Origin of the sequence: Bacillus sp. CH_48 (genome assembly GCF_038008465.1) — a bacterium.
In the GTDB taxonomy this organism is placed as follows: Bacteria; Bacillota; Bacilli; order Bacillales; family Bacillaceae_G; genus Bacillus_A; species Bacillus_A thuringiensis_S.
The window spans coordinates 2,415,411-2,428,288 of the sequence record NZ_JBBOZF010000001.1; the positions used below are offsets into that span (position 1 = coordinate 2,415,411).

Below are 12,878 nucleotides of genomic sequence, written 5' to 3' on the forward strand. Positions count from 1 at the left end.
GGTTCATTTTGGATATTATTAATAAATATGTATAAATTGATAGAAATGGGTAGTAATGATACGGATTATCAAAAAGTGCTAATTGAAGAAGAGTTTGAAGTTGTGATAAAAGAGTAAAAAGAGGTATCGTGATGATACCTCTTTTTAACTGAAGAATGCCAACGTATTATTTATAATATGAAATAACATAGCTGGAAGAATGGATTTTGTTTTCTTACATAAAATAGCCATTAATAATCCCATGAAGAAAGTAATTACCATTACTCCAAGTGAGTATGTATGAGCGATACCAAAGAAGAAACTTGTTAAGACTGCTGCAATCCAAAATGGAAAGCGCTCAGAGAAGAAATGAAGTATAAAACCACGGAAAATAAGTTCTTCAAAAATTGGTGTGAGTATTGCAAATCCGAGAAGTAATAGTATTTGATATTGCTTAAAAACGTCTAAGTTTAGTGCGGAAGATTGTTGCTTTGTTGCGTCTTGGAACACATAATTTAATAAGAAGTAGTTGATTATGATGTTTATAGCGAAGAAAAGAAGTAAATATACGTATGTGCGCCATTCTTTCAGTGCTTTAAAGTTAAAAGAGTTCAGTAATAATCTTTTCGCAGGTTTGAATTTAAAAATAAAGAATAACAACATGGCTAGTTGTAACCCTATACTTGCGGTGTTTGCAATAGATTCATACAGGGCAATTTGCTTTTTATTTGTAAGACTAGCCGTATAAATTGTTAAGGGCATTATTGCTAGGAACAAGGTAATGAGTCCAGTTCCGAAAAAAGCGAATAAAACGGAGCTAATAAATTGTCCCCATGACATAGAGTGTTTCTGTTCATCAGAAAGTTGTGTAGCGGATTGCATCTGTGAAATCACCTCTTTATATTTGTATATTAAATTATAGATTAATTTGTTTCTGAATGTAACATTTAAATATTACATACAAAGGTGTATTTTTCGTAAAATAATAAAAGAGGTATCACCCTGTAGTGATGCCTCTTTCTCATTGATAACTATGTTCTGCCTTGTTATTCAATTTGGCTTGCTCTATTTGCAATTCACGCTCTACCAATCGATCTAATTGCTGAATAGCTTTAAGTGCTTTTTCATAAGAAATCGTTCTATAATGATGAGCTCCGCCTGGTTCTTCATCTGCTTCGTCTGCCCATTTAATAATGCTTTGAAGAGATGTTCTTTCAATTTCTTGTTCCACTAAGAAAGAATCTGTATGCAGAAGGATTGCGATAGAAATTTCTTTTGCTAGTTTTGGATGTTCTCCCAATCTAATAAGTAATTTATGTGCTCTTTCTGCGCCTTTAATTGCATGGATATCATTCTTTTTATATAAGTCATAGTCCCATTCGCCGCCTGTGTACCACGTATGATGTCCGATATCATGAAGGAAACCGGCTTTTGTCGCAGCATCGACTGAGGCGTGGTGCTTTTTAGCTAAGTGAAACGCATGGTAAGCGACAGCGATCGCGTGGACCATTCCGGAACGGTTTACGTATTTTTGTGTAATATGGTGTTTAAAAATTTGTTCAAGCGTAATACGGTGCATAAAACATTCACTCCTTTTATCTAATGATGTATACGAAGAAAAATCGATCGGTTTAAATGTATTTTGAACATTGTACTCCATCATAGTTCGTTAGTAAAGTAGAAATGTTTAGGAGAAGAAAAATTTTTTTCGTAAAAAAATCACCTTAGCTTATGCGAAGGTGATTTTCAAATTGCTTATTTTTTTAATCCTTGCTCTAGTGTTTCTAACATTTCGTGCTTTTCATTTTCATCAGCGTTTTTCCAAATGACTTCAAATAAGACGCCAAGACCTGGAAGCATTTTTTCTTCACCGCTTTGAATTGCATCGACAATTGTTTCTTGTAATTGATCTTGTGAATTACCAGATACATTCGCTAATACGGCACCGCGTAAATTAAAACTCATTGTTTTCACCTCTTCTTCAGAATTGAAACTGACGTTAGTTTTTGTTCTTTTTTATGTAAATATGTATGAAAAATAGGCTATAATGATAAGACAAGAAGAGAGGGAAATACATATTATGAAAAACATTGATTCAGTACAAAATCCGCGTGTAAAGCAGTGGAAAAAGCTGCAAACGAAAAAAGAACGCGATAAAAAAGGTTTATTTTTTGTAGAAGGATTTCACTTAGTCGAGGAAGCTTTGAAGGCAGGAATTGTAACAGAACTTATCGTTTCAGATCAGACAGACCTTCCGAAAGATTGGACAGTTAATGATGTAGAAATGTATATCGTGCCTGAGGCTATTGTAAAAATACTTCGTGAAACAGAAACGACGCAAGGTGTATTTGCTGTTTGTGAGAAGCATGAGAAAGAAGTAGCTCTTACTGATGGGAAATTCCTTTTATTGGATGGACTGCAAGACCCAGGTAATTTAGGAACAATTATTCGTACAGCTGATGCAGCTGGTATTCACGCCGTTGTGCTTGGAGAAGGTTGTGTTGATGTTTACAATAGTAAAGTACTCCGCTCTACACAAGGTTCTATTTTCCGCTTGCCAATTGTAAAAGGGAACTTAGAAGAATGGGTAGACAAGTTAAAAGAAAATAACGTTCCTGTATATGGAACAGCTCTTGAAAATGGAGTTCCGTATGGTGAGGTAACTCCGGCCGGAAGTTTTGCATTAATTGTAGGAAATGAAGGAAATGGCGTACGCCAAGAAATTCTTACAAAAACGGATCAAAACTTGTATATTCCGATTTACGGCGGGGCAGAATCATTAAATGTTGCGGTTGCAGCAGGGATTTTAACGTATTATTTACAAAGCCCAGTTGCGAACAAATAAAAAACTTCTTATAATAAGTTGAAGTACATTATATTAAAAGTTAAATAACGAAAAACGTTGATAGAGAAGAGTAGCTTACAAAATCGCCATATAGGGAGAGAGTGCCGTAGACTGAAAGCATTCTTATGGTAGACGGAAGTGAATTCACCTCTGGAGTTGACGCCAGGACCATGTATATGTAAAGGCGTTCCGGTCAGAATTGATCGTTATAACTAATGAGTGGGCAGACTTGTTCTGTCAATTTAGGGTGGTACCGCGAATTTACCTCGTCCCTTTTTGGGAGCGAGGTTTTTTTATTTTTAAAATTAGGAGGGTTCCAAAATGGAAGCACGTTTAAAAGAGCTAAAGCAAAAAGCGTTAGAGCTTATTGAAGAAGCGAAAGAGCTAAAGGGCTTAAACGACGTACGCGTAGCGTATTTAGGAAAAAAAGGTCCAATTACAGAAGTATTACGCGGCATGGGAAAATTATCAGCAGAAGAGCGTCCACGTATGGGAGCATTAGTGAATGAAGTACGTGAAGCGATTCAAACGCGTCTAGAAGACAAAATTAGCAACTTAGAAAAAGCAGTAATTGAAGCGAAATTAGCTACGGAAACAATTGATGTTACATTACCAGGTCGTCCTGTTGAAACAGGTTGTCACCATCCGTTAACAGCTGTTGTTGAACAAATTGAAGATGTATTCATCGGTATGGGTTATGAAGTAGCTGAAGGAACAGAAGTAGAAAAAGACTACTACAACTTCGAAGCACTAAACTTACCGAAAGATCACCCAGCACGTGACATGCAAGATACATTCTACATTACAGAAGAAACGTTACTACGTACACATACATCTTCTGTGCAAGCACGTACGATGGAAAATAATAAAGAAAAAGGCCCAATCAAAATTATTTGTCCTGGTAAAGTGTATCGCCGCGATGATGATGATGCGACGCATTCACATCAGTTCATGCAAATTGAAGGCCTTGTAATTGATAAAAACATTCGTATGAGTGACTTAAAAGGTACACTGCAAGTATTCGTGAAAAAGATGTTCGGTGAAGATCGTGAAATCCGTCTTCGTCCAAGTTTCTTCCCATTCACAGAGCCATCTGTAGAGATGGATATTTCTTGTATGATGTGTCATGGCAAAGGTTGCGGCACTTGTAAAGGAACTGGCTGGATTGAAATTCTAGGCGCAGGTATGGTTCACCCGAACGTACTTGAAATGGCTGGTTATGATTCAAAAGAATATCAAGGTTTCGCATTCGGTATGGGCGCAGAGCGTATCGCAATGTTGAAATACGGCGTAGATGACATTCGTCATTTCTATACAAATGATGTACGTTTCTTACAACAATTCAAACGAGCGTAAGGGAAGGAGAGGATAAATATGTTCGTATCATATCGTTGGTTACAAGAGTATGTAGATATTAAAGATGTAACAGCACAAGAACTAGCAGACAAAATCACGAAAAGTGGTATTGAAGTAGAAGGCGTTGAAGTATTAAATAAAGGTGTAAAAGGTGTTGTAGTTGGTCACGTATTAGAATGTGAAAAACACCCAGAAGCTGATAAATTAAGCAAATGCTTAATCGATATCGGTGAAGAAGAGCCAGTTCAAATTATTTGTGGAGCTGCTAACATTGCAAAAGGTTTAAAAGTACCAGTTGCAAAAGTTGGTGCTGTGCTTCCTGGTAACTTCAAAATTAAAAAAGCAAAACTACGTGGTGAAGCTTCTCACGGTATGGTTTGTGCTCTTCAAGAGCTTGGCATTGATGGAAAGTTAGTTTCAAAAGAATATGCAGATGGTATCTTCATCTTCCCAAGTGACGCTGAAGTTGGTGCAGATGCACTTGAAATTTTAAACTTACACGATGAAGTACTTGAGCTTGGTTTAACACCAAACCGTGCAGATTGCTTAAATATGTTAGGTGTTGCATATGAAGTGGCTGCTATTTACGGCCGAGAAGTAAAACTTCCAGCTATCGAATTACAAGAAACAGCAGAAAAAACTTCTGATTATATTTCTGTAAATGTAGAAGCGAAAGAAGAAAACCCATTATACATTGCAAAAATGGTTAAAAACGTAAAGATTGGTCCATCACCAATGTGGATGCAAACTCGTCTTATGGCAGCTGGCATTCGTCCAATTAGCAACGTAGTTGATATTACAAACTACATTTTAATGGAATACGGTCAACCGTTACATGCATTCGATTACGATAAATTAGGTTCAAAAGAAATCGTTGTTCGTCTTGCAAAAGAAGGCGAAAAAATTGAAACATTAGATGATCAAGAGCGTACATTACAAAGCCACCATCTTGTAATTACAAACGGAACAAAAGCTTTAGCTGTTGCTGGTGTAATGGGTGGGGCGGATTCTGAAGTTACAAATGAGACAGTAAACGTTCTAATTGAGTCTGCATACTTTGCAGGTCAAACAGTGCGCCGCACATCAAAAGACTTAGGTCTTCGTAGTGAATCAAGTGCACGTTTTGAAAAAGGAATCGACCCAACACGTACATTTGAAGCAATTCAACACGCAGCTGCCTTAATGGCGAAATATGCTGGCGGTGAAGCACTTGAAGGTGTAGTAGAAGCTGATAACTTACAAGTACAAGAGCGTACAGTATCTGTTACTGCTGAAAAAGTAAACCGTGTATTAGGTACAAATATTTCTGCGAGTGAAATGGGTACAATGTTCGCGAACTTGAAATTTCCATTCACAGAAGTAGAAGGAACATTCCATGTAAATGTACCAGCACGTCGTCCTGATATTACAATTTCAGAAGACTTAGTAGAAGAAGTGGGCCGTCTATACGGTTATGACCACATTCCAGTTACATTACCTTCTGGAACGATGACTCGTGGTAAATTAACATCAGCACAAACGAAACGTCGTAAAGTACGTCGCTTCTTAGAGGGTGCTGGTTTATATGAAGCAATCACGTATTCATTAACGAGCGCTGACAAAGCGAAACAATACATGATTGAGCCAAACGAAAAGGCACCTGTAAACCTTGCACTTCCAATGAGTGAAGAGCGTAGCCAACTTCGTTTAAGCTTAGTGCCACAATTGCTAGAAGCAGTTTCATACAATGTTGCTCGTAAAAACGACAGCGTTGCTTTATACGAAGTAGGTTCTATCTTCTTACCAACAGAAGCAGGAGAACTTCCGAAAGAAGAACAACACCTTGCAGGTGTTATGACAGGTCTTGCTCTTCACCATGCATGGCAAGGTGAGAAGAAAGTAGTAGACTTCTTCGTTGTGAAAGGTGTACTAGAAGGACTATTCGACGTACTTGGCGTTTCAAACCAAATCACATATGCACCAGCGAAACGTGAAGGTATGCACCCAGGTCGTACAGCTGACATCGTATTAGATGGCGAAGTAATTGGTTTCATCGGTCAATTGCACCCAGAAGCGGAAAAACAATTAGATGTGAAAAATACATTCGTATTTGAACTATCTCTTGTAAAAATATTCGGTGCAGACGCTGAAGAAACTTACTACTCAGCAATTCCGCGTTTCCCATCTATGACACGTGACATGGCTGTTGTAGTAACAAAAGAAACAAAAGCTGGTGAAATGAAGCAAGTCATTGCTGAAGCTGGCGGAGAACTTTTGAAAGACGTAACACTATTCGACTTATACGAAGGTGAAAAAATGGAAGAAGGCAAGAAATCACTTGCATTCTCTATGACTTACTTCGATGCAGAACGTACGTTAACAGATGAAGAAGTAACAGAAGCGCATAACCGTGTATTAACAACGGTAGAAGAGAAATTTGGTGCGGAGTTACGTAAGTAATTAGAAAATTGCCGGATTCATTCCGGCAATTTTTTTATTGCACAATCGTCGACAGATGTCGGTAAGTCGATATATTACAAAAATCGCTTATATATTTTATGGCATCTTGCATCTTTCTCTCGAATGTAGTACATTAATTTTAGTTTAACAAAATGAAAGACGATGATAAGGAAAAGTAGTATATACTATAATCCAAAGCGAGTCAGGGGCGGTGAGAGCCTGATGAGGCGGTATATGTGAAGAACACCTTGGAGTTGCTAACCGAAATTGAATCTTGTATTCAAGAGTAGACTTAGACGGGAAGCCGGCCTGTTACAAACCGGGAAGTATGTATTACATACGAGTTAAAGTTGGTCTTTATGACAAATTGGGTGGTACCGCGAAGTTTAACCTTTCGTCCCTTTATGGATGAAAGGTTTTTTTGTATTTAAATATATCAGCAAAGGAGAATTTCACTATGGAAAACACATTAGTAAAAAGTCTGTATAGAGATACAGAAAAGTATGCAGGTCAAACAGTACAAGTATCAGGGTGGATTCGTAATTTACGTGATTCAAAAGCATTTGGTTTCATCGAATTAAACGACGGTAGCTTTTTCAAAAGCGTTCAAATCGTTTTCGATACAGAATTAGAGAACTTTAAAGAAATTGCAAAGCTTCCACTTAGCTCTTCAGTGAAAGTAGAAGGTAAAGTAATTGCAACGCCTGGAGCGAAGCAACCATTTGAAATTAAAGCAGAAAAAATTGATATCGAGGGCTTATCAGATTCTGATTACCCACTTCAAAAGAAGCGTCATACGTTTGAATACTTACGTACAATCGCTCACTTACGTCCAAGAACAAATGCATTCTCTGCAACGTTCCGCGTACGTTCTATCGCAGCATTTGCGATTCACCAGTTCTTCCAAGAGCGTGGATTCGTACATGTTCACACACCAATCATCACTGGTAGTGATACAGAAGGTGCTGGCGAAATGTTCCGCGTAACAACACAAGATTTAAACAACGTACCAAAAGGTGAAGACGGACAAGTTGATGAGTCAAAAGACTTCTTCGGTAAAGAAACAAACTTAACAGTAAGTGGACAGCTGAACGCTGAAGCGTATGCATTAGCATTCCGTGATGTATATACATTCGGACCTACATTCCGTGCAGAAAACTCAAACACAACTCGCCACGCTGCTGAGTTCTGGATGGTTGAGCCTGAGATTGCATTCGCTGAGTTAGGCGATGTAATGGATCTTACAGAAGATATGCTGAAATATGCAATGAAATATGTATTAGAGCATGCACCAGAAGAAATGGACTTCTTCAACAGCTTCGTTGATAAAACAGTTCTAGAGCGTATGAACAACGTGATTAACTCTGACTTCGGTCGCATCACATATACAGAAGCAATTAAAGTACTTCAAGAATCAGGTGCTGACTTCAAGTACCCAGTAGAATGGGGTATTGACTTACAAACAGAGCATGAAAGATACTTATCAGAAGAAATCTTCAAACGCCCTGTATTCGTAACTGACTACCCGAAAGACATTAAAGCGTTCTACATGCGTATGAATGAAGATGGAAAAACAGTAGCTGCTACTGACCTTCTAGTTCCTGGCATCGGCGAATTAATCGGCGGAAGTCAACGTGAAGAAAGAATGGACGTTTTAGTAGACAGAATTAAAGAATTAGGTATGAACGAAGAGGACTACTGGTGGTACTTAGAACTTAGAAAATACGGCGGTACAAAACACGCTGGATTCGGTCTAGGTTTCGAGCGCTTCCTAATGTACATCACTGGTATGGCTAACATCCGTGACGTAATTCCATTCCCAAGAACTCCAGGTTCTTCTGAGTTCTAAAATATGAAAAAAGCGAGAGGATTTCCTCTCGCTTTTTTGTTTGCATAGTTTATGACCCCGTAGCAAAAAGTAACGCGAAGGGGTGAGTATAAAATGAGTAAAAAAGTGAAAAAAGATCATTCAAGATCGAGCCTAGGTTCTCCGGAAGTAGAAGGACAAGGAACGACGACACATGAAACAGGTTCTCATAAGGTATCTTCATCTAATAAGAAGCAGAAACAAAGCTAACATAAAAAAGGAGAGTCTTAGGGGCTCTCCTTTTTATGTATTACATCTTGTTATCGTTAATCTCTTTTGTAATTTGATCTATGTCTTTGTCTAATCGATCTAAATAGAAAAACCATAGTAAACTCATGAACACGTGATAGATGGCCATAACGCTAAGGCTATCAGATATGTTTTCGAATGTGGATTTAGTAGTGAAGAAAGTGCCCCAAACAGTAGAAATAATGAAGTAAGAAAGTGGACCTACGAGATGTACGAAAACATATAATAACTTTTTCACTTTTACAGCGTTTATATAAATTCCCTCCTTTAAATTATTGAATGCAGGCTTTTCACTTAGTATCTGAATGTTTTCTCTAATTTTGAACTGTCTTTCGTGTGGATCGCCTAGTAAAATATTTAGAATCATTTGTAGAAGTAGAAATGGGAACCCTCTCTTATGTTGGGATAATCTGTATATAATAATTGTAACAAAGATGTAAGGATAGTAGTAGGTGAAACAAAAAACAGGAGTTTGTAGGCTCCTGTTTTTGTCGATACTATTTTAATAAGCGAAACGCCTTCTCCGTATTAGCGAAATGCAGTTTCACAAACTCGGGTAATCGTTCTTTACCAAGCTTTTGAATTAATTTAGCTGCAGCAATATCAACTTGTTTACCAGCACCTTTTGGAAGTGGCATACCAGCTTTTTTGCTTAGTTCGTCAAACTGTTTTACGAATGAGTAGCGAGCTAAAATAGAAGCAGCGGCTACTGCTAAATGGACGCTTTCACCTTTCGTCGCGAAATAAACATTTTCACGCTGTACCTGTTTTTGTTTTGCTAAATATTTATAGTATGTATCAGGTTGTGTGAATTGATCGATTAAGACGCCTTCAGGTTTTGTAGGTGCCATTTTACCTAATAAGTTTGTAATAGCTTTATTATGTAGCAAGGCTTTTAGCTTACCTTGGTTGTTTCCTTTATCAAATAGCTCGTTATATTTTTCATTATGAAGGACAAGAGAGCTGTAAGGAACAACATGTAGAAGTTGTTTCGCAATGGCAGTAATTTGATCGTCATTTAAGTTTTTAGAGTCTTTTACACCAAGTTCTTTTAGTAGTGGAATTTGCTTTGCATCTACATATACAGCAACGACTGTCATCGGTCCAAAGAAATCTCCCGTACCAACTTCATCAGACCCTACAATAGACATTGTACTGATGGAAGCAGGCGGTGCATAACGATGTGAATCGACAGTTTTTTTTACAGCTGTTTTGGGTGTTTGAGAGACAGTTTGCCAACGAGAAGCTTCTGCTTCAGCGCGGCCTCCTTGGAACATTACTTTTCCAGATTTATACGCTGTAATCGTGCAAGATGGTACCTTTGCCATGAAGATCCCGCCTTGCGGAGTTTTCGGGCTAAGCGAATGTTTATATTGTTGTTTCATGTCTTCAATTACTGTAGAATTTGTTTGAATTACGATAGAATTTGACATAATGGTCGCCCCTTTTTTTATATTGTTATTTTTATCATATCGGATTGTTCTTTCTGTTTCCATATTATGAAGGTTCATGGTATGATAAACTTTAGGATTCTGTACGTGATTGGAGGCCGGTGAGTTGTCACAACAAAAGGGAAAGAAAAGTCGAATTAATGTAGAAATCTATGGTCAACAATATTCAGTTGTTGGCGATGAAAGTACAAGTCATATCCGCATGGTAGCAGCGATTGTGGATGATAAAATGCGCGAACTCAATGCCAAGAATCCTTCGCTTGACACGAGTAGACTAGCGGTATTGACGGCGGTAAACGTCATACACGATTACATAAAATTAAAAGAAGAACATGAGAAATTGAAAGAAAGTATGACAAAAAAAGGAATGGAATAACATGATTGATATTATTATCATTTTACTGCTTGTTATGGGATTTTTCCTCGGCTTACGCAGAGGGTTTATTCTGCAACTTGTAAAGTTAACAAGCTTTATTATCGCATACCTTGTTGCATACTGGTACTGTAAAGATTTAGCGCCAGCACTTGCGAAATTTATTCCGTATCCATTTGATAAAAACGTATCTGTTCCAGAATGGATTGATGCAAATAATATTGAGACAGTATTTTATCAAGCGCTTGCGTTTATCATATTGTTTATTATCACTAAAATTGCACTTTCATTACTTGGTAATTTGTTAAATATGTTTGCAGAAATACCGGTTTTAAAGCAAGTAAATGCGTTTGCGGGGGCAATCCTCGGATTTTTAGAAGTATATATTATTTTGTTTGTCTTAATTATCATTGGAAACATACTTCCGATTGAACAAGTACAAACACCATTACAAAAATCATCAATTAGCAAAATAATTGTAGACGATACACCGATTCTATCTGAAAAGGTGAAGGAACTATGGCAGACAGGTAGCAGAGTATAACTTCTCTTTTTTCGGAAAGAGAAGTTTTTTTCTATGAAAGAAAGGCGGGGCAATGATGAAAGTAAATAAAAAACAAGTTATCAAATTATTAGAGACAATCGGGCTTTTTATGGAACTAAAGGGTGCGAATCCATTTAAAATATCTGCATTTCGTAAAGCGGCAGCAGCATTAGAAAGTGACGATCGTAGTCTTTCTGAAATTGAAGATTTCACAAAGATTCCAGGCATCGGAAAAGGAACAGCAGCCGTTATTCAAGAATATATAGAATCGGGAACATCTGAAGTATTACAAGAACTTGAGAAAGAAGTACCAAGTAGCTTATTGCCGTTATTAAAACTACCAGGTCTTGGTGGTAAGAAGGTAGCTAAGTTATATAAAGAACTTGGTGTTGTTGATATGGAATCGCTAAAAGCTGTTTGTGAGGAAAATAAAGTACAGGCTTTAGCAGGTTTCGGTAAGAAGACAGAAGAGAAAATATTAGAAGCAATCGATCAAGTAGGCTCTCGTCCAGAGCGTTTACCAATTGCGATGGTATTGCCTATTGCCGGGGAAATAGAGGAGAAATTGTCGAATATTGCTGAAGTAATTCGTTTCTCTCGCGCTGGTAGCTTACGCCGCGCGAGAGAAACAGTGAAAGATTTAGATTTTATCATTGCAACGACAGAACCAGCAGCGGTACGTGAGCATTTACTACAATTCGATAATATGATTGAAGTAATCGCAAGTGGAGATACAAAAGTTTCTGTCCGTCTTCAATATGAATATGATATTTCAATTGATTTTCGTTTAGTAAAACCAGAAGAGTTTATTACAACTCTTCACCATTTCACAGGATCAAAAGACCATAACGTAAAAATGCGTCAAATCGCAAAAGATAAAGGCGAGAAAATTAGTGAGTACGGTGTAGAAAACTTGGAAACAGGTGAAGTGAAAACATTTGAGAATGAAGAAGACTTCTTCGCTCATTTCGGTCTGCCATTTATTCCGCCAGAAGTGCGTGAAGATGGAAAAGAAATTGAATTAATTAAAGAGTATCCGAACTTAATTCAGTTTTCCGATATACAAGGTGATTTACATATGCATACAACTTGGAGTGACGGTGCTTTTTCTATTGAAGAAATGGTACAAGCGTGCCGTGCTCGTGGATATAAGTTTATGGCGATTACTGATCACTCGCAATATTTGAAAGTAGCGAATGGTTTAACGAAAGAGCGTCTTCGTGAGCAAGCGAAAGAAATTGAACGTATGAATGAAAAGTATCCAGACATTACAATTTTACGCGGAATTGAAATGGACATTTTACCAGATGCCTCGCTTGATTTTGATGATGAAGTATTAGAAGAATTAGACTATGTCATTGGAGCGATCCACTCTAGCTTCTCACAAGACCGTGAAACGATTATGAAGCGTCTGCGTACTGCACTTGAGAATAAACATGTCACAATGATTGCTCATCCGACAGGACGTCTTCTCGGGCGCCGTGAGGGTTATGATGTAGATACAGATTTATTAATTGAACTCGGAAAAGAGACAAATACAGTTTTAGAATTAAATGCGAATCCGAACCGTCTAGATTTAAGCGCGAAATTATTAAAACAAGCACAAGATGCTGGTGTAAAAGTAGCGATTAATACGGATGCTCATACACTTGAAATGTTAGAAGATATGGAAACAGGTGTAGCTGCAGCACGTAAAGGTTGGATTCAAAAAGATAACGTGATTAACACGTGGGATATTGAACGTTTATTAGACTATATTAAACGTAATAAGTAAC

13 protein-coding genes and 2 other annotated features are annotated in these 12,878 nt (G+C 37.6%); of the genes, 8 read left to right on the forward strand and 5 right to left on the reverse strand.

Going from position 1 to position 12,878, the window contains the following annotated elements; translation table 11 throughout:
• Positions 1-144: 144 nt before the first annotated feature.
• The 3 genes from N2V92_RS12125 to sspI all read right to left on the reverse strand — a co-directional run bounded on the left by N2V92_RS12125 (position 145) and on the right by sspI (position 1,944).
• The gene (locus tag N2V92_RS12125; RefSeq protein ID WP_001190242.1) at positions 145-861 is read right to left on the reverse strand and encodes a CPBP family intramembrane glutamic endopeptidase; all 717 of its coding nucleotides are present in this window, start codon (positions 859-861) and stop codon (positions 145-147) included.
• A gap of 139 nt (positions 862-1,000) precedes the next feature.
• Complete coding sequence (locus N2V92_RS12130; protein WP_000554790.1) at positions 1,001-1,558, reverse strand: HD domain-containing protein; 558 nt, start codon at positions 1,556-1,558, stop codon at positions 1,001-1,003.
• Between the two features lie 176 nt (positions 1,559-1,734).
• Positions 1,735-1,944 carry a small acid-soluble spore protein SspI gene (sspI, locus tag N2V92_RS12135; protein ID WP_000009509.1) on the reverse strand — a complete coding sequence of 70 codons (210 nt, stop codon included), beginning with the start codon at positions 1,942-1,944 and terminating at the stop codon, positions 1,735-1,737.
• An 82-nt stretch (positions 1,945-2,026) separates the two neighbouring features.
• Here sspI and N2V92_RS12140 point away from each other — a divergent pair, with 82 nt between their 5' ends.
• The 5 genes from N2V92_RS12140 (at position 2,027) to N2V92_RS12160 (ending at position 8,696) form a co-directional block, all read left to right on the forward strand.
• Complete coding sequence (locus tag N2V92_RS12140; RefSeq protein ID WP_127057653.1) at positions 2,027-2,824, forward strand: TrmH family RNA methyltransferase; 798 nt, start codon at positions 2,027-2,029, stop codon at positions 2,822-2,824.
• A 48-nt stretch (positions 2,825-2,872) separates the two neighbouring features.
• Positions 2,873-3,101: a binding site (T-box leader), on the forward strand.
• 44 nt (positions 3,102-3,145) lie between these two features.
• Positions 3,146-4,180 (forward strand): phenylalanine--tRNA ligase subunit alpha, encoded by a 1,035-nt coding sequence (gene pheS, locus N2V92_RS12145; RefSeq protein ID WP_000388222.1) that lies wholly within the window; start codon positions 3,146-3,148, stop codon positions 4,178-4,180.
• An 18-nt stretch (positions 4,181-4,198) separates the two neighbouring features.
• Entirely contained in the window at positions 4,199-6,619 is a 2,421-nt protein-coding gene (gene pheT, locus N2V92_RS12150; protein WP_042595931.1) for a phenylalanine--tRNA ligase subunit beta, read from the forward strand.
• Positions 6,620-6,772: 153 nt separating this feature from the next.
• Positions 6,773-7,024, forward strand: a binding site (T-box leader).
• Positions 7,025-7,076: 52 nt separating this feature from the next.
• Entirely contained in the window at positions 7,077-8,468 is a 1,392-nt protein-coding gene (gene asnS / locus N2V92_RS12155; RefSeq protein WP_000432189.1) for an asparagine--tRNA ligase, read from the forward strand.
• 93 nt (positions 8,469-8,561) lie between these two features.
• Complete coding sequence (locus tag N2V92_RS12160) at positions 8,562-8,696, forward strand: YuzL family protein (RefSeq protein ID WP_000039593.1); 135 nt, start codon at positions 8,562-8,564, stop codon at positions 8,694-8,696.
• A gap of 40 nt (positions 8,697-8,736) precedes the next feature.
• Here the strand turns inward: N2V92_RS12160 and N2V92_RS12165 are convergent, their stop codons facing one another.
• Positions 8,737-8,988: a hypothetical protein gene (locus N2V92_RS12165; RefSeq protein WP_033668924.1), complete on the reverse strand. Its 252-nt coding sequence runs from the start codon at positions 8,986-8,988 to the stop codon at positions 8,737-8,739.
• 244 nt (positions 8,989-9,232) lie between these two features.
• Entirely contained in the window at positions 9,233-10,168 is a 936-nt protein-coding gene (gene rnhC / locus N2V92_RS12170) for a ribonuclease HIII (protein ID WP_000071595.1), read from the reverse strand.
• 124 nt (positions 10,169-10,292) lie between these two features.
• Between rnhC and zapA the strand changes: the two genes are divergently transcribed.
• Genes zapA through polX form a run of 3 tightly spaced genes read left to right on the forward strand, consistent with a single transcriptional unit; the run spans position 10,293 to position 12,877 of the window.
• A complete protein-coding gene (zapA, locus tag N2V92_RS12175) occupies positions 10,293-10,562 on the forward strand; it encodes a cell division protein ZapA (protein ID WP_000082701.1) in 270 nt (89 codons plus the stop codon).
• 1 nt (position 10,563) lies between these two features.
• A complete protein-coding gene (locus N2V92_RS12180) occupies positions 10,564-11,103 on the forward strand; it encodes a CvpA family protein (RefSeq protein WP_000565409.1) in 540 nt (179 codons plus the stop codon).
• Positions 11,104-11,158: 55 nt separating this feature from the next.
• Positions 11,159-12,877, forward strand: a complete 1,719-nt coding sequence (gene polX, locus N2V92_RS12185; protein WP_170264889.1) for a DNA polymerase/3'-5' exonuclease PolX — start codon at positions 11,159-11,161, stop codon at positions 12,875-12,877.
• Position 12,878 lies beyond the last annotated feature (1 nt).